Genomic DNA, 17,561 nt, shown 5'->3' on the forward strand with positions numbered 1-17,561 from the left:
GTGCTCCTGGAGAGGGATGTCGCGCTCTGCGCAGGTCGCACGGAATCGGGCGGGACGAGCGCGAGCAGTTCGGGGGGAGGCGGTGCGCGCGGAGCTCGGTGGACGCCGCTTGGGAGCGAGCCGTGGAGCACCCGGTGTGGAGAGGATGCAGCCAAGTGAACGGCGTAGTCAATAGCGTTAACTATCTTTCCGCGCGCCACCCTCGCCGCCGATTCAGGCCGCAAAAACGCCGCTGGGCGGTGGCCGCGAAGAGTGACGCGTGTCAGTCGCGCGGGAGCGACGCCGCCTCCGCCAAAAGGGCCGCGAGGAGGATGTCCATCTGCCGGTGGAAGACTTCGGTCATGTCGACGCTGCGCAGGTGCTCCTTCGCCGCCTCGGCGTAGGGGTACGCGTCAGGATCCGCCGGCTGGTATTCCTGCACCCAGTTCACCTCGGCGCCGAACCGCTGATTGACGAGCCGCCAGGCGTTGTTGCTCGCCATGGAGAGGATGAAGTTCGAGAACGCCTGGTAGTGCAGGACGGCCGCCCGGCCGCGCCAGCCGCCGCGGTGGAACGCTTCCAGGACGGCGTCGACGGCGCGCAACTCGTGAAGACCCCGGGTGACTCTCCCCATGCAGAGCGCGGCGGCCGCCGGGTGGTCCAGCGCGGTGTTCCAGGCACGGATCGCCAGATCCCGCAGCGACTCGGTCCACGACTCGTGCGGCTCGTACCCCTCCAGGGAGAGCCTGTCGAGCTCCTCCGCGACGGCGACCATGATGTGGTCGCGACTCGCGAAGTGCCGGTAGACCGCGGTTGCGGAAGAGGACAGTTCCTTGCCGAGGCGCTGGAAGGTCAGCGCGTCCGGCCCGTCCTCGTCGAGGATCCGCAGCGCGGTCTCCACGATGAGCCCCTGGGAAAGCGTTCCCCGCTGGAGCCGCTTCGTCGACCGGCCTCCGGCAACTGCCACGCGAACGCCTCCCTCGGACGGACGGCGAGAACACGCCGCCGCAGCCTGCGCCTCCTCACCGGCGACAAGGAAACCAGCCTAAGCGACTGATGCTGAGCGGATCGCCCTGGTCCCGTCACCGGGGTGGCCATGCGCCCCATGGGCAGGAGATCGGCGATCTGCACCAAGGACAAGCAGGCCCTGGTGGTGGAGCTGCCCAAGAAGAAGGTCACCACCCACCTCTGCGCCAAGGTGTCGACCGACGCCGGCGCCGGCTGGACAGCGATCGACGGTCCGGCGGACGGCTTCAAGAGGGGCGCCTCTCAGGCGGACAACAACCAGCCGGCACCCGGGTGCCGGCTGGTTGCTTCCGGTCGACGCGCACCCGCAGGCGCTGAAGTGGCCGGACGGCTCGCTGATGGCCAACCGCGTCCAGACGTACGACTCGCCGTTCAGCCTCTCCCGCGCGAACGGCATCACCCTGCACAAGGACGGCTTCGCCACGCGGATTGCCTGCTCGACGCTCTCGGTCCAGGTGGGCCCCGCGGTGAAGTAACCACCTTCCGAGGGCAGAAGGCGCGGTTGCCGGCCGCAACCTCGCAGCAGGTTGCGGCCGGCGCTCGTTGTGACCTTGACGTGCGGGGAACGCGATCAGGCCCAGGGGCCGACCGCCGTGAAGGAACTGTCGGCGCGGAAGGTGGCGTTGTCCTGGAAGGGGTCGATGCGCAGCTCGTAGAAGTAGTGGCGCAGGTAGCGGCCGGGGTAGTTGTACGACTCCAGGCTGACCGAGCCGGTGGCCGAACCCGGCCGGGCGCAGTAGGTGGCGTCCTTGTTGAAGAGCGTCGTGCCGTTGCTCGCGTCGAAGCGGATCCGCGAGTCCTTGTGGCGCAGGTAGCGGCCGGACGCGTCACGGAACGAGTAGCAACTGCCGTCGGCCAGGCCGGGGACGACGGTGAAGGTGGCGCTCTGCTTGACCGCCGTGGTGCTGGAGGACGTCACCGGGTCGAGGTAGCCGAGGCTGTCCGAGCGCACGACGGCGTAGCGGCCGGGGAAGTTGACCGACCGGAGCGAGCGGCTGGTGTTGGTCGGCAGGGCGGTGCCGCCGGAGACCGGGTCGATGCTGCCCAGGGTGGGGACGACCTTCTTGATCAGGCCGTCGGCGTCGAACTCCATCCTGTCGATGGTGGTTTCGCGGTGGGTGCCGTCGCCGCCGGGGATGGCGAAGCGGTGGTAGACGATGTACCAGTCGTCGGTGCCCGGCACCTGCACCACGGAGTGGTGACCGGGGCCCTTGATACCGAGCGAGAGGTTCTTCTCCAGGATCACGCCCCGCTTGGTCCAGGGGCCGGTGGGCGAGGAGCCGGTGGCGTAGGCGACGCGGTAGTTCTCGTCCCGGGTGTCGTTCTCCGACCACATGAAGTAGTAGGTGCCCTTGCGCTTGATGACGAAGGGGCCCTCGTTGTAGCCGCTGGGGGTGATGTTGGTGACCTTCGAGGCGTCGAAGGAGATCATGTCGTCGTTCAGCGGCACGACGTACGCCCGGCCCTGGCCCCAGTAGAGGTACGACTGGCCGTCGTCGTCGGTGAAGACCGCCGGGTCGATCATCTGGCCCGTGTAGGCGCCGCGGGCGATCAGCGGCTTGCCCAGGGGGTCCTTGAACGGGCCGGTGGGCGAGTCGGAGACCGCGACACCGATGTGCGTGTCGGCGGAGTAGTAGAAGTAGTACTTCCCGTTCTTCGCGGTCGCCGCCGGGGCCCAGGCCCGGATGTCGGCCCAGCTGATGTCGGGACCGAGGTCCAGGATGACGCCGTGGTCCGTCCAGTGGACCAGGTCCTTGGAGGAGTACGCCTTGAACTGCGTACCGCTCCAGCCCGCGAAGCCGTCGGTGGTCGGGTACATGTAGTAGGTGTCGCCGAACCGGACGATGTTCGGGTCGGCGGTGAGCCCGGGAAGGACCGGGCTCTTCATGATCAGCGCCTCGACCGTCCAGGTGCGCTTGGCGCCGTCGGAGCCGGTCACCTCGTACGTCACGGGCCTGGTGAAGTCGCGCGGGGTGCCGGAGGCGGGGCTGATGGACGCGCCCTGGACGAGGGTGAACTGCGGGGCGAGCGCGGTGAGGTCCGTGCCCTCCTTGACGGGCAGCGTGATCCTGCTGTTGGCGTCGTCGATGATGGCGCCGATCTTCAGCGCGGGGTGGGTGGCCGCGGAGATGCCCGTGGTGTTCCCGCTCAGTTCGAGGACCTCGCCGGGCGCCAGCGCGCGGTTGTAGACCCGGAAGTCACGCATCCTGCCCTTGAAGAGCTTGTCAGCGCTGTAGAGCGACTTGCCGATGTAGTTGGCCGTGGTGATACCGGACCCGATGGAACCGGGGGTGACGGTGACCGACGTGTTGCGGGCCACCTCCACGCCGTCCTGGTAGAGGACGCCCGTGGTGCCGGTCTGGGTGTAGGTGACGTGCTTCCAGACCGAGCGCGGCAGCGCGGCGGAGGTCCGGGTGTTCTGCTCGGTGGAGAAGCTCCCGGACGCGATGGCCGTGCGGTACGTGTCGCCGGTGGTGAACAGGTACCCGTTGCCGGCGCCGTTGCTGGTGTTGCCGAAGCCGTAGAGGAAGTACGGCGTGGCCTGGGTGGAGTCGATCTTCACGTCCATCGAGACGGTGATCGAGTTCATGCCGCTCATGATGTTGTCCGGCACCTTGATGTAGGTGTCGGAGCCGTTGAACGTCAGCCCTTCCCCGGAACCCGACCAGCCCGCTGCGCCGTTGACGGTTCCGTTGCGGCCGTTGCCCGAGGCGTCCACTGCCACGGTGCCCGAGGTGGCGTCGAGTTTGTACCAGAGGGCCAGACCGTCGGTGATCTCCGCCGCCTGGGCCGGGGCCGCCGGGCCGGCAACGCCGACCAGAAGCGAGACGGCGGTGGCCACGGCTGCCAGAGCGACGGCCCGGAATCTCCGGCGTCCCTGAGGTCTCACGCTGTGCATGGGTTCACATCCCGTGATGAAGACATGCTTGAGGAGGGGGCCCCGAGACCTCGGCCGAGGTGCTGACGTGCCGCCCGTATGACATCGCGCTGCGTGAGTTTGAAGTGAACCGCAAGCCAACGTCAATACTTTCGAACAATGTCCAACAGGTCGAACAACTCCCTTCAGAGCAAGGCCGTTCAGTGTCAGGTCCAGGGCGCCACGACGACGAAGGAGCGGCTGGCCCGGTACGAGGCCGTGTTCTGCGAAGGGTCGAGCCACAGCTGGAGGTTGTCCCGGTGGCGGAGGTAGCGGCCGGGGTAGTTGTAAGCCTCCAGGGAGATCGAACCGGCCGTGGAACCGGAACGGGGGCAGAAGGTGGCGTCCTTCCGGAAGATGGCGGATCGGTCGTCGGGGTCCAGTCGGATGCGGTAGGCGTAGTGCCGCAGGTACCTGCCCGTGGCGTCTCTGAGTGAGTAGCAGCGGGGGTCGGCCAGGCCGGGGACGAAGGTGAAGACGGCGGCCTGCCGGGTGGCCGCGGAGCTGGTGGCGCCGACCGGGGCCAGGATGCCGAGTCGGCCGGACTGACTCACGTAGTCGCCGGGGTTGTCGACCGACCGCAGGGCATGCTGCCCCGAAATCCGTGCCTCAGCCGTCGTCGCCGGGGCTGCCGTCGGCGTCGATTCCGGCGTCGGTGTCGATTTCGGCGCCGGTGTCGATTTCGGCGCCGGTGTCGGTGTGGGTGAGGCGGACGCTCCCGGGGACGGCGGCACGGACGAGGCGGCGGGCGACAGCGGGGCCGCGACGGCGGGCCGCGGGGCCGTCTCGTGTGATCCCGTGGTGGTGTACCAGGCCGCTGCGGCAGCCGCGAGCGTGACGGCACCTGCGGCTGCCGTAGCCGCGGGCTTGGCGGCCAGCCTCCCGATCGTCCGCGCCGTACGGCTCGCACCGCCCGCCGTACGCGCGCCCGAGCCCGTACCCGAGCCCGCGCTTGCGCTTGCGCTTGCGCCGACGGTCGCCCCGGCCGATTCCGCCCCCAGCGCCCTGGCCAGTACCAGGCCGGCCAGGCCGACCGGCACCGGCACGAGCGCGAGGCCGGCCAGCAGCCCCTCCGCCGGTATCAGGTCGGACGAGCTCAGCAGGCACTGCGGACAGTCGCGGACATGGCGTGCCAGCCGCTTGCGCCACAGCGCGGACGGCCGCCCGTCCCACGAGGCGAGCACGACGGCCAGGACCGGACAGCGCGGCGAGGCCGTCACGGCTCGTACGACGGTGCGCGCCGTCTCCAGCCGCTCCTTGACCCGCTGGATTCGGACCGCCGCGTGCTGCGGTGTGAGGCCGCAGGCCGCCGAGAGCTCGCCACGGGTCAGCTCACCGGCGCTCTCCATCCACCACAGTGCGAGTACCTCGCGTTCCTCGTCCCCCAGCCAGCGGGTCGCCTCCACCGCTTCACGCCGCTGGCCCGACAGCGCGAGCCGAAGAATCGCCAGGTCGGAGAAGTCGGCCTGCGGGTCGGTTTCGTGGGCGTTCTCCTCCAGGGGTTCCGCGGTGAGCCAGGTGCGCCCTGTGCGCCACCGGTCACGGATCTGTCGCACGGTGATGGCGACGAGCCAGGACCGGAACCGATCCGGTTGCTCCAGTTCGGGCAACCCGTCCAGGACCCGCACCATCGTGTCCTGGACCACGTCGTCGACGTCGCTGTGCCCGTCCAACGCCCGCCCGACGATGTTGTAGACCAACGGCAGACAGTCCTGTATCAGCTGTTCCGAGGCCTGCCGGTCCCCGGCCCGCGCCGCCGTGACGACGGCGACGTCCGGCCGTTCCTGCCTGTTCTGCGAGCGCACCCCGCCCCACCCGTCCCGTCGTCCCGTCGTCCTGCCGATGTGTCGAGGGCGACAGTGTGCCAGGAGCGAATCCGAGGATTCGCGTGGACCGCTTATCAGGTGCCGCCCCGCGCCTTGGTCCGTGCCGCGTTTTCCGTTATGCGCGACGCGCCGGCGCGTCTCCTGTACGTACGACCCCGTACCGAGGACACAGGGAGGCAACGCTGCTTCTGCTGCTTCACCCCTCTTGACACCCGCTTTTACCCCCCTCTAACTTTTGGCCGAATTAACGAACGATGTCCGGCATGTCGAACAAAGCCTGTCCGCCGGACTCTTTTGGCTCGCCTCCGCTTTCGCTCCGCGACATGAAACAAGGATGTCTCTGTCATGAGCATTGCTCCCGCCGCTGTCGGCGTGGAACAGATCGTCCGCCGGCCGTTCGCCACGGCGACGGCGCTCGCCGTCCTCGCCGGCGGCGCGACGGCCGGGACGGGGGCGGCCGCTCCAGTCGCGCAGGCAGCCACCACCACGCTCCCGAACCCCCTCGACAGTTCCGCCGCTGCCACAGGTATCAGCCCAGTACCCCTGCCCCTTCGGCACGACCGGCAGTTCGCGTGGGTCGAGACCGACGGCTGTCACCGGCTCAGAGCGCACCCCGTTTCCACCCCGTCCCGGCACCCGTAGAAAGACAGGCACGCACATGTCAAGGCTGCTCACGCGGCTCGCGGCGATATTCCTTGCCGTCGGCCTCTTCTTCACCTCCCAAACCCTGGCCACACCTCAGCGGGCGGCCGCTGCCGACCCGGGCTATCTGATGCTGCACTTCACCGGGGAGGGGTCGACCGGTCAGCAGATGTACCTCTCGCACAGTACGGACGGCCTGCACTGGAACGACCTCAACGACGGCGCGTCGATCCTGCGCTCCACCATCGGCACGAAGGGCGTGCGTGACCCCGCACTGGTCCGCTCCCCCGACGGCAGCAAGTACTGGATCATCGCGACCGACCTGTGCTGGGGCTGCGGGTCGACCGTGGACGGCTCCATCAACAACGGCAGCCGCAGCATCGTGGTGTGGGAGTCGACGGACCTGGTCAACTGGTCGCAGCCGTGGCTGCTGAACGTCGCCGGCGCGATCCCCGACGGGCGCAACGCCTGGGCGCCGGAGGCGATCTGGAACCCCGCCACCAACGACTACGTCCTGTACTGGGACACGAACGTGCCCCTCGACGGCAAGACGAAGCACCGCATCTTCTACGCCCGCACCAGCGACTTCCGCACCATCACCACCCCGCAGATCTACATCGACCGCCCCGGCGCCCAGGAACTCATCGACACCCAGATCGTCGAGGTGCCGGCCGGCGTCGGCAACTTCCGCTATGTACGCGCCTCAGGTGACGGCGAGATCACCATCGAAGGCAGCAACTCGATCCTCGGGACGTGGACGAACCTCGGCAACCTCTCCGGAATCGGCCTGACCGGCGCGACGGGCACGACCGGCACGGCGGTCGAGGGTCCGATGTGGATGAAGTTCCGGGACCGCAACGAGTGGGCCCTGTACCTCGACCAGTACGCCATCCGCGGCGGGTACATGCCCGTCACGACGACCAACCCCTCCGCCCCCGGCACCTACCAGATCCCGGCATCGGGCAGCTACAACATGGGCGTCAACAAGAAGCGCCACGGCTCGATCCTGAACCTCACGGCCGCCGAGGAGAGCCGCGTGCTCGCCCGCTGGCCCAGCACCCCGGCCAAGCGGCTCCAGTCGTACAACTTCCAGGACCGGTACGTGCGCCACGCCAACTACGACGTCCGCATCGACCAGAACGTCAGCACCAGCCCGGACTCCCAGTTCCGGATCAGGCCCGGCCTGGCGGGCTCCGGCACCGTCTCCTTCGAGTCGGTGAACTTCCCCGGCTACTTCCTGCGGCACGCCAACTACGACTTCCAGCTGGTCCGCAACGACGGCACCGCCCAGTTCGCCGCCGACGCCACCTTCAACCAGGTCGCCGGCCTCGCCGACTCCACCTGGTCCTCCTTCCAGTCCTACAACCACCCCGACCGCTACATCCGCCACTACGCCTACTACCTGAAGCTCGACCCGATCACCACCGCGACAGCACGCGCCGACGCCACCTTCCGCGTGACGAACTGATCCTGGAACAGGGATGCCGGCATCCCGCGGTGCGGCATCGCCCTGGCGCAGGCCGAGTCGGTGGCGACCGCCAGGGCGAGCCCCGCACACGACCGCCACCGAGCACGAGGCGGGGCTCTGCCAGGCGGCGGGCCGACGATCCGGCCCAACCCCGGCCACAGCACCAGGGCACCAGGGCACCAGGCACCAGGCACCAGGCACCAGGCACCAGCAACAACCTCAAGTCCTCAAGAACGAGACGCATCAGCCCTCGCGACGCAAATCGAAGCACCCGCAGAAGGACAGGTTTCGTACATGCGCACGCTTCTCCCCCGGCTCGCGGCGATACTGATCGCCGCCTGCCTACTCTTCACCTCACAGGCGCTGGCCGCACCCGAGCGGGCGGCCGCCGCCGACCCCGGCTACCTGATGACGCACTTCATCGGGGAAGGCTCGAACGGCCAGCAGATCTACTTCTCCTACAGCACGGACGGTCTGAACTGGACCGAGCTCAACGGCGGCGGCATAGCCCTTCGCTCCACGGTCGGCACGAAGGGGGTGCGCGACCCCGCACTGGTGCGGTCCCCGAACGGTGACAAGTACTGGATCATCGCCACCGACCTGTGCATCAGCTGCGGGCAGAACTGGGAGGCCGCCGTGTACAACGGCAGCCGCAACCTCGTGGTGTGGGAGTCCACGGACCTGATCAACTGGTCGGAGCCGTGGCTGCTCAACGTCGCCGGCGCGATCCCCGACGGGCGCAACGCCTGGGCACCGGAAGCGATCTGGGATCCCGCCACCAACGACTACGTCCTGTACTGGGCGACGAACAAGCCCGTGAACGGCGTGAAGAAGCACCGCATCTACTACGCCCACACCAGCGACTTCCGCTCCATCACCACCCCGCAGATCTACATCGAGCGCCCCGGCACCGAGGAAATCATCGACAGCCAGATCGTCGAGGTGCCGGCCGGCGTCGGCAACTACCGCTACGTACGCGCCTCCCGCGACAGCCAGATCACCCTGGAAGGCAGCAACTCGATCCTCGGCACCTGGACCCCCCTCGGCAACCTCTCCGGCACCGGCATCACCGGTGTCGAGGGCCCGATGTGGATGAAGTTCCGCGACCGCAACGAGTGGGCGCTGTACCTCGACCAGTACGCCTCCGGACGCGGGTACATGCCGGTCACGACGACCGACCCCTCCGCCTCCGGCACCTACCGGCTCCCGGCGTCGGGCAGCTACAACATGGGCGTCACCAAGAAGCGCCACGGCTCGATCCTGAACCTCACGGCAGCGGAGGAATCCCGGGTGCTCGCCCGCTGGAGCGACATCCCGGCCAAGCGGCTCCAGTCGTTCAACTTCCAGGACCGGTACGTCCGGCACGCCAACTTCGACGTGCGCATCGACCAGAACATCACCGGCCCGGACGCCCAGTTCCGGCTGCGGCCCGGCCTGGCGGGTTCGGGAACCGTCTCCTTCGAGTCGGTGAACTACCGCGGCTACTTCCTGCGGCACGCCAACAACGACTTCCAGCTGGTCCGCAACGACGGCACCGCCCAGTTCGCCGCGGACGCCACCTTCCGCCAGGTCGCCGGCCTCGCCGACTCCACCTGGTCCTCCTTCCAGTCCTACAACCACCCCGACCGCTACATCCGCCACTACGCCTACTACCTGAAGCTCGACCCGATCACCACCGCGACAGGACGCAGCGACGCCACGTTCCGCGTGACGAACTGATCCGACTTCGACAGGGATGCCGGCGCTCTCCTTGAGGCGCCGGCATCCCCTTCCTTTGCTCCCGTGCCCTCCGCATGAAACCCGGAAAGGAAGTACCGTGATCCTCCGCCATCTCAGGTTGTGGTCGACCGGCGCCGTGGCCCTGCTCACGGCGCTGGCCTGCGCACAGGGACCCGCCTCCGCGGTGGACGGCCGCCCCTACACCAACCCGCTCAAGTCGGTGAAGGGCGCGGATCCCTGGCTGGAGTACTACGACGGCAACTACTACCTCGTCACGACGACGTTCACCGGCGTCCTGGGCATGCGCAAGTCGCCCACCCTCGCCGGCCTCGCCACCGCTCCCAGCGTGCAGATCTGGTCGGACACCACCCCCACCCGCAACTCCAACATCTGGGCCCCGGAGATCCACTTCTCCGACGGCCACTGGTACCTGTACTACAGCGCCGGGCAGAGCGGCACTCCGTGCTGCGGGGCGAGCGGCACGCAGCGCACGCATGTCCTGGAGAGCGCGGGAACGGACCCGATGGGCCCCTACACGTACAAGTCCATGATCACCGGCCCCGACCTCTACCCGACCAACTGGCTGATCGACGCGAGCGTCCTGCAGGTGAACGGTCGGACGTACATGGTCGGCAGCGGTAGAACGAACAGCAGCACGCCGCCCAGCCTGGTCATCGCCCCGATGACCAACCCGTACACCGTCAGCGGGAACTGGAGTGTCATCTCCACGCCGACCCTCAGCTGGGAAACCATGGGGGCAGCCATCAACGAAGGCCCGGAAGCCCTGCAGCGGGACGGCCGCACTTTCCTCATCTACTCCGCGAGCGGCTGCGACACCCCCAACTACCAGCTCGGCCAGCTGGAACTGACCGGTGCCGACCCGCTGAACCCCGCCGCGTGGACGAAGAAGCCGACACCGGTCTTCAGCCGCAATGACGCGGCCGGCGTCTACGGCCCCGGGCACAACGGATTCTTCACCTCGCCCGACGGCACCGAGAACTGGATCGTCTACCACGCCAACGACTCCACCACCGACCGCTGCGGCAACGAACGCACCACCAGGGCCCAGAAGTTCACCTGGAACGCCGACGGCACGCCGAACTTCGGCACCCCCGTGGCCCTGGGCACCACCCTGGCGGGGCCCTCCGGGGAGACGGCGGCCACCCCGACCGCGTACACCCTGATCAACCGCAACAGCGGCAAGTGCCTGGACGTGGCAGGCGGCAACACCGCCGACGGCACCAACATTTTCCAGTGGACCTGCAACGGCGGCGCCAACCAGAAGTGGCGGATCGAGGACCTGGGCAACGACACCAACCGGCTGGTGAACGTCGCGACCGGCAAGGTCATGGACACCGCGAACTGCGGCACGGCCGACGGCACGGACATCCGGCAGTGGTCCTGGCTGAACAACAACTGCCAGAAGTTCCGCCTGGTGTACACGGCCACAGGTGACTACGTACGGATAGTGAACGAGAACAGCGGCAAGGTCGCCGACGTCGCCAACTGCGGCACCGCCAACGGAACCGACGTACGCCAGTGGACCTGGCTGAACAACAACTGCCAGCAGTGGCGGCTGGTGCCGACCACCTGACCGCCGTCAGCCGGGCGCTGACCGACCGCCACCGCCTTGGGAAGGAGAAGAGGGGTGTCGGCCTTCTGCTGGAGGCGCCGGCACCCCCAGCCGACTCCAGGCACGACCGCGACGCCGGAGCGGGCGAGTGACCGTTGCCGACTATCTCATCGGCACCTCCGCCCTCGCTCGCGTCCTGCTCCGCCAGAACACCGCCGCATGGGACGACAGGATCGGCGTCGAAACCATCGCCCGCACGACGGGGCAGCCGGTCCGCATGATCGACCTCAGGCAGTAGAGCCCGCTCGGCCGGACACGAGCCGCTCGCGACCGCCGCGCAGCGGTGCGTTCCGCGCAGAGTGTGCCTGGCTGCCGGGCCATCCGTGTTCGTACCAGATGACGTGTCCTTGCCACACTTTGCTCATCTGCCCAGCATGGCAGGTAAGTATCACGTTCGTGATCTCTGGGGCACCAACGGTTCCGTCTGCTGTTGCGACAACGGGCTGAACGAGCCTTCCCGAGTCTGTTCCTGTCCTTGCGTCCCGAACGCGTCCCGAACGCGTCCCGAACGCCTGCGGGAGGGACCGGCTCAGCCGCTCCGAAGCCGGTCGCGCCAGTTCGGGAAACGGTCTCGCACCCACCCGCAGCGGATTCCCCTTCCAACGCGCAGAGGCCCCGCCCCGCACTCGCAGGGCATCGCCGCCCTGACCGTTTCCGTCCCTCGCGCAAACCCACCCCGGCGGACGAAGCCGCCCCGGAGGTCGGCCCCGAACGGCTCCTGCCGCACGCCTGAACAGACACGGAATCCGCGGTCGCCGGGCGAGCACGGGCGGCCGTACACGAAACTCAGCGGCGAGGTATCGCTTGGACGCTCGCCCCGCGATGCGGCGCTGCCGCGCGCCGCGCAGTGCGGGAACGATGCCGCGCGGCAGGAACAGCACGACGAGGATGAGAAGGGCGGCGTACAGGGCGTAGTTCAGGATGCTGGGGCGCTGGCGGGCATGCCCGGCCTGGAGCCCAGGTCGTTGAGGAACCGCACGAGCAGGGTGATCGCGGTGGCGCCCAGGAGCGCGCCCCAGATGGTGCCGAGCCCGCCGACGACGGCCATCACCAGGAACTGGATGGACAGCAGGACCGGGAAGGACCCCGGATTGATGTAGCCGATGAAGAAGGCGTAGATCCCTCCGGCGAGTCCGGCGAACGCGGCGGCCAGGGTGAACACGGCGAGTTTGCAGCGGGCCACCTGCACTCCGCTGGCGCTCGCCGCCGTCTCGCTGGTGGCCAGCGCGCGCAGTCCGCGGCCGGCCCGTGAGGTGACGACGTTACGGGCGACCAGGACGGTGGCGGCCACGGCAGCCCAGGCCAGGTAGGCGTAGTGGATGTCCTCGCCGAGTTCCGTACCTCCGGCGGAGGGTCGCGGGATGCCCTGCAGACCGACCGAACCAACCGAACCACCGGCCCAGTCCGCCCCGCCGAGCAGGGAGATGAGGATGAGCTGCAGGGCGATGGTGGCGAACGCCAGGTGGTGCCCTCGCAGCCGCAGCAGCGGTCCGCCGATGGCGGCGGCGAACAGGGCGGCGACCAGTGGTGCCGCGGCCAGCGCCAGCAGCGGCGGGTGTGCCGTGGACGCTCAGCAGGCCGGCCACGTAGGCGCCGATGGCGTAGAACGACGCCTGGCCGATGGAGACCTGGCCCACGGGCCAGGGCGCAGCCTCCTGGGCATTCCCCGTACCGCCGGCCTCAGCATGGCCTCAAACCGTGGCTCTGCCGCACAGCCGACCAGAGCAGGTTCGCCTGCCAGGTATCCGCGCGCATACGCACAGGCCAGAAAAGCGTCAGCCAACGCAGGACGCCGTGGCACCAAACTCGCGAGCAGCGGATTCAGTCCTGTTCAGCCCGGAAGAAGCCGAAGTGGCCGCCCCTGCCCCCAGACAAACCTCCACGGCGGCAGCGAGATACAAAGGATCTTGTACCTTGATACACTCCCATTGATACATCTCAATAAGAGGAGGGCATCATGAGTCGGACGGTCATCGATCTCGACGACGAAGCACTGGAAGAAGCGGCCAAGGAACTCGGCACCACCACCAAGCGTGACACCATCAACACCGCCCTGCGGGAAGTCACGGCCCGCTACCGGCGTCTGCGCGCTCTGGAAGAAGCCCGCGAACTGGCGGCCGACGGCGCCCTCGACATGGATCTGCTGCTGGACAAGCGCGCGTACCGCCCCAGGGGCGCAGGCTCGGCAACCGACGCCCGCGATACCGGAGCGGACGAGTGACCGTCGCCGACTACCTCATCGACACCTCCGCCCTCGCCCGCGTACTGCTCCGCCAGAACACGGCCGAATGGGACGACAGGATCGGCGCCGGCCTCGTCGCGATCTGCGACCTCACCGAACTGGAAGTCCTCTACTCGGCTCGTTCGACCGCGGACCGCGCCCGCTTGAAGGCGGCCCTCGACGCCCACTACACCTGGTGCCCCATGCCCGACGGCGTCTACCGCCGTTCCCGTATCGTCCAGGAACAGCTGACTGACAAGGGGGAGCATCGCAGTGCGGGCCCGGTCGATCTCTTGATGGCCGCCACCGCGGAAGGAGCGGGACTCACCCTGCTCCACTACGACCGCGACTTCGAAACCATCGCCCGTACGACAGGGCAGCCGGTCCGCATGATCGACCTCAGGCAGTAGAGCCTGCGCGGTCGCACCGACAGGCACCAAGCCGCTCGTCGACCGCACGCCCGGCGGTGGCATCGCGGCGATGCAACCCCGCGCACTCGAGGAAGCCGATCTCGCGGCGTACGCCCAGGCGACATTGCAACTGCTGGGCGATGCGAGATCGGGCAACCCCTACGCCGACAACCGCGTGGCCCGCCCCGTCGCCGCCCGTACAGCCCGGTTGGCCGATGGCAACTTCCTGGTGGCAGGACCGACCTCACGTGCCCGCGGATTGCGCGACATGAACACCCTGGTACTCCCGTCCTCCTGGCCCGCCCATGCGCCCGCCCATGCGCCCGCCCATGCGCCCGCCCCCCGAACGGCGGACCGCCTGGCTGCGGGACGCCTTCGCGACTCAACCCGACGACGGCAGGTCCCCTGCGCTGCAGGGCGACGCCCGCTGTGACATCTGCATCGTCGGCGGCGGCTACACCGACCTGTGGACCGTCCTGGAGATCCTGCGCCGGGCGCCCGGCACCGACATCGTGCTGATCGACGCCGATGTCTGCGGAGGCGGCGCCAGCGGCGCCAACGCCGGTTACCTGATGCCCATGTGGGCCCGGTTCAGCAGCCTGGTCGCCATCAGCGACCACGAGGAGGCACGCCGGCTGGGCGAGGCGTCCGAGCGGGCCGTGGACGAGATCCTGGACTTCGTCGACGAACACGGCATCGACGCCGAGTACCGGCGCGGTCCCTGGCTGTGGGCGGCATCGTCCAAGGCTCAGCACGGCGCCTGGCACACGACCCTGGAGGACCTGGCCCGGGCCGGTGTGGAGCCGCTGCGAGAACTGAGCCCGGACCAGGCGCGCCGGGCGGTCGGCACCCCGTCCCACTTCGGGGCGGTGGCCGATCCCCACTGCGCCACGCTGCAGCCCGCCAAGCTGGTACGCGGCATGCGGCGCGTGGCGCTGGACCAAGGCATACGGATTCACGAGCACACCCCGCTGACCGGGCTGCGCCGGGAGAACGGCGCCGCTGTGGCGGTGGCCCCCCGCGCCACGATTCGCGCCGACCGGGTGGTACTGGCGATCAACGCATGGGCGGGCCAGTTGGAGGAGCTGGCCGACCTGATGGTCACGGTGGCCAGCGACACGGTCCTGACGGTGCCAGTGCCGGACCGGCTCGCCGAGATCGGCTGGCGGGACGCGACCTCCGCATGCGACGCCCGCAAGCGGCTGAACTACTACCGCACCACTGCGGACGGCCGACTGGTGTTCGGCAAGGGCGGCGTCGGGCTGGCCCCTGGCAACTCGGGCGCGAGCACCATGTGGGGCGGCGCCCTGCGCCCCGGCGAGGTGCGGCGCCAGTTCCTACGGCTCTTCCCCGACCTGCGGGACGTGCCGGTGGACATGATGTGGACGGCACCGGTGGAGTACGCGGTCACCTCGGTACCGTTCGCTGGTTGGCTGCGCTCCGTGCCGGGTGTCTGCTACGCCACCGGGTATTCGGGCGACGGGGTGGGCCCCTCCCGACTGATGGCCAAAGTTCTGGCCTCGCTCGTGCTCGGCACCCACGACGAGTGGTCCGGGTCGGCCTTCGCCCGGACCCCGGGCGGCGCCATACCCGGCGAACCGGTGCGGTTGGGTCACGCTGACCACCGGCCCGACACCCACCGCGCCGACATCCTCCACAGCGGTCCGGACACCGTCCTCACCTTCCACGGCGCCGAGCTGTTCACCGCGTGCCTCGTCCAGTCCCCCTACGCCACGTCCTCGAACCCCGAGCTCGGCGGCCGGACGATCGGCGTCTCGGTGTCCCCGCTCGACCGGACCCTGACCCCCGTCAGCCTGTACAGCCTCGCCGCCGCCCTCGACGGCTACGCGGACGAGCTGCGCGGCCTCGCCGACCAGCTCACCGTGATCCTCGCCGGGGGTGAGAGGTGAAGCGCGATCCCCTTCTGTGGGCCGCCCTGGTCGCGGTCCTCGTCGTCCTCGCCTCAGCCGAGTACCGGCTGGCGGTCGCGTGCGGCTTCGGCCAGTACGTCGCCGCCGGCGTCCCCGCGGCCCTCGACGTGTACGCGATCGCCGCGCTCCGGGCCCGCCGGGATGTCCTCGCGGTCGTCGCCGTGCTCATCGGCGTGAACGCAGCCTCGCACCTTGTGGAGGTCGGTCTCCTGCCCGTGGACGTGCCGCTCGTCGTCGCCGTCTCGGCGGTCGCTCCGCTCGTCCTCTGGCGCGTACACCGGCTCGGGGAGGACGTGTCCGCAATTGTTGACACCGATCCGGAGCCCCCGGCGGCACTCGTGGCGGAACCGAGTTCCGCCCCGGCGGAACCAGCGGAACCGATCACCGTCGAGAGGGAGCCCACGGCCGTGTCTGCCATGCCAGACACCAACCCGGTCGGGCCCGTCCTCGGCCCGTGGACGCCCCTCGCGGAACTCGCAGCCGGAACCGGCGGAACCGTCATCGACCTGCGACTCCCCCAGGGATACCGGGCCGCCGGGACCCTCGCCGGAACCGAGGCGGAACCCACACCGGAACCAGTTCCGCCCACGGTTCCGCCGACCGGAACCGGCGCCGCCGACATCACTTCCGAGGACTCCCAGAACACCACCTTCGAGGCCCGCGTCGCGCTCGTCCGCACCTGGCTGGTCACCGAGCCGGAACTCACCGGAACCGAGATCGGAACCAGGCTCGGCGTCTCCGACGGATACGGCAGGCGCGTGCTCAGGAGCGCGCGCGACGGCTCGTGATCCTCGGCCTGTTCTTCGGGCTCTCGGCCCTGCTCGCCCTCTTCGGGCTGTGCGCTGTCGCGCTCCACGACGTCCCCAAGATCTCCGGGACCGTCGCCCTGATCATCACCATGGCCGCGCTCGGCGTGGCCGTCCTCCGATAGGACCCACCGTGCAGTTCGTGACCTTCGGCGGTGTCACCGTCGGACTCTGCATCCTCGGCCACTTCCTCACCACCTGGTTCCCCGGCCGCAAAGCCCTCACCAAGGACCCCGTCCGCCACGCCTCCGCCCTCGCCCCATTCCTCCTGTCGTGGGCATACGGCTGCCTCGCCGTCCTCGGCGTCGGCGGGCTCATCGGCTGGGCCGCCGACACCGCCCTGTGGATCTCCAACTGGTTGGGGGACGCGGCGTTGGTCTGGGGCGTCGGCGGGCAGGCCGGCCAGACCGCCGGCCCCGCCCCGTACCTGCCACTCACCCAGGCCGGGGGCGGGCTCGTGCTCATCCTCACCATGTGCATGGTGGCCGCGGCCAAGAAGTCGAAGCACGGCAGCGACATCGCGCGCGGCGCCTGGTGCGGAATCTGCCTCGGCACATCCTCAGGCATCGCCGGGTTCGCCGCCGTGCCCCTGGCCCAGGCCGTCAACTGGCTCGGCGACACGGTCTACGGAGCCCTGTGATGACCGCCGAGGAGGAGCCGTCCCGGGCGGCTGGCGGGTGCGTCCTCGCGATCCTCGCGGCCGTCGTCGTGGCCGTCGTGTTCGCTGCCTCGACCACAGCGGGGGTGCTCTCGCTGTGGTCCGCCGGAGTCTTCGCCCTGTGGCGGACCGCGCGCCGTATGTCCGCTTCGCGAACCACTCCCCCACCGAGAGGGGTTGCCCCCGAATCCGACGAAGCTGCACGTCGCAGGCTCAAGAAGGCGAGAGGGGCTACGGACCCGAACGGGGTTATGTGCATCATCCACGCACCCGCCGAGGAGGAGGTGAACGAGTCGTGATCAAGCGCCTGTTGACCCTCGTCGGC

General features: G+C 69.2%; 15 protein-coding genes and 2 pseudogenes. 13 read left to right on the forward strand and 4 right to left on the reverse strand.

The features are described 5' to 3' along the window. Positions 1-262: 262 nt before the first annotated feature. Complete coding sequence (locus CES90_RS36550; protein ID WP_229913631.1) at positions 263-946, reverse strand: TetR/AcrR family transcriptional regulator; 684 nt, start codon at positions 944-946, stop codon at positions 263-265. Between the two features lie 343 nt (positions 947-1,289). Here CES90_RS36550 and CES90_RS50320 point away from each other — a divergent pair, with 343 nt between their 5' ends. Then, complete coding sequence (locus CES90_RS50320) at positions 1,290-1,481, forward strand: immune inhibitor A domain-containing protein (RefSeq protein WP_232791344.1); 192 nt, start codon at positions 1,290-1,292, stop codon at positions 1,479-1,481. 95 nt (positions 1,482-1,576) lie between these two features. Here the strand turns inward: CES90_RS50320 and CES90_RS36560 are convergent. Together CES90_RS36560 and CES90_RS51410 are read right to left on the reverse strand one after the other, a co-directional pair. Continuing rightward, positions 1,577-3,853: pseudogene (locus tag CES90_RS36560) on the reverse strand (family 43 glycosylhydrolase); the annotation flags it as partial. A gap of 236 nt (positions 3,854-4,089) precedes the next feature. After that, complete coding sequence (locus CES90_RS51410) at positions 4,090-5,727, reverse strand: sigma-70 family RNA polymerase sigma factor (RefSeq protein WP_189781251.1); 1,638 nt, start codon at positions 5,725-5,727, stop codon at positions 4,090-4,092. Positions 5,728-6,093: 366 nt separating this feature from the next. Between CES90_RS51410 and CES90_RS36570 the strand changes: the two genes are divergently transcribed. From CES90_RS36570 to CES90_RS50340, 5 genes are all read left to right on the forward strand, one after another. Further along, the gene (locus CES90_RS36570; RefSeq protein ID WP_189781252.1) at positions 6,094-6,390 is read left to right on the forward strand and encodes a hypothetical protein; all 297 of its coding nucleotides are present in this window, start codon (positions 6,094-6,096) and stop codon (positions 6,388-6,390) included. A 16-nt stretch (positions 6,391-6,406) separates the two neighbouring features. After that, positions 6,407-7,858, forward strand: coding sequence for a glycoside hydrolase family 43 protein (locus CES90_RS36575; RefSeq protein ID WP_208921484.1), 1,452 nt, complete (start codon positions 6,407-6,409; stop codon positions 7,856-7,858). A gap of 294 nt (positions 7,859-8,152) precedes the next feature. After that, positions 8,153-9,577, forward strand: a complete 1,425-nt coding sequence (locus CES90_RS36580) for a glycoside hydrolase family 43 protein (RefSeq protein ID WP_189781254.1) — start codon at positions 8,153-8,155, stop codon at positions 9,575-9,577. Between the two features lie 97 nt (positions 9,578-9,674). After that, positions 9,675-11,171 (forward strand): family 43 glycosylhydrolase, encoded by a 1,497-nt coding sequence (locus CES90_RS36585; protein ID WP_373313275.1) that lies wholly within the window; start codon positions 9,675-9,677, stop codon positions 11,169-11,171. Positions 11,172-11,298: 127 nt separating this feature from the next. After that, on the forward strand, positions 11,299-11,448 hold the full coding sequence (locus CES90_RS50340; protein ID WP_229913632.1) for a hypothetical protein: 150 nt from the start codon (positions 11,299-11,301) through the stop codon (positions 11,446-11,448). Between the two features lie 678 nt (positions 11,449-12,126). Here CES90_RS50340 and CES90_RS36595 read toward each other — a convergent pair. Continuing rightward, entirely contained in the window at positions 12,127-12,759 is a 633-nt protein-coding gene (locus CES90_RS36595) for a branched-chain amino acid ABC transporter permease (protein WP_208921895.1), read from the reverse strand. A gap of 408 nt (positions 12,760-13,167) precedes the next feature. Here CES90_RS36595 and CES90_RS36600 point away from each other — a divergent pair, with 408 nt between their 5' ends. From CES90_RS36600 to CES90_RS36630, 7 genes and pseudogenes are all read left to right on the forward strand, one after another. Further along, on the forward strand, positions 13,168-13,431 hold the full coding sequence (locus CES90_RS36600; protein WP_189781256.1) for a type II toxin-antitoxin system VapB family antitoxin: 264 nt from the start codon (positions 13,168-13,170) through the stop codon (positions 13,429-13,431). Further along, positions 13,428-13,841 (forward strand): PIN domain nuclease, encoded by a 414-nt coding sequence (locus CES90_RS36605; RefSeq protein WP_189781257.1) that lies wholly within the window; start codon positions 13,428-13,430, stop codon positions 13,839-13,841. Before CES90_RS36600 ends, CES90_RS36605 begins: the two co-directional genes overlap by 4 nt. A 329-nt stretch (positions 13,842-14,170) precedes the next feature. Continuing rightward, a pseudogene (locus CES90_RS36610) lies at positions 14,171-15,751 on the forward strand (NAD(P)/FAD-dependent oxidoreductase); the annotation flags it as partial. Then, positions 15,748-16,560, forward strand: a complete 813-nt coding sequence (locus CES90_RS36615; RefSeq protein WP_189781259.1) for a hypothetical protein — start codon at positions 15,748-15,750, stop codon at positions 16,558-16,560. The pseudogene CES90_RS36610 and the gene CES90_RS36615, both read left to right, overlap by 4 nt. Beyond that, positions 16,557-16,703, forward strand: a complete 147-nt coding sequence (locus CES90_RS36620; protein WP_189781260.1) for a hypothetical protein — start codon at positions 16,557-16,559, stop codon at positions 16,701-16,703. The genes CES90_RS36615 and CES90_RS36620 overlap by 4 nt, the downstream gene beginning before the upstream one ends. An 8-nt stretch (positions 16,704-16,711) precedes the next feature. Then, on the forward strand, positions 16,712-17,218 hold the full coding sequence (locus CES90_RS36625; RefSeq protein ID WP_189781261.1) for a hypothetical protein: 507 nt from the start codon (positions 16,712-16,714) through the stop codon (positions 17,216-17,218). Beyond that, on the forward strand, positions 17,218-17,535 hold the full coding sequence (locus CES90_RS36630) for a hypothetical protein (protein ID WP_189781262.1): 318 nt from the start codon (positions 17,218-17,220) through the stop codon (positions 17,533-17,535). Before CES90_RS36625 ends, CES90_RS36630 begins: the two co-directional genes overlap by 1 nt. The last annotated feature ends 26 nt before the right edge of the window (positions 17,536-17,561 follow it).

It is taken from the genome of Streptomyces capitiformicae, from assembly GCF_002214185.1.
GTDB lineage: Bacteria > Actinomycetota > Actinomycetes > Streptomycetales > Streptomycetaceae > Streptomyces > Streptomyces capitiformicae.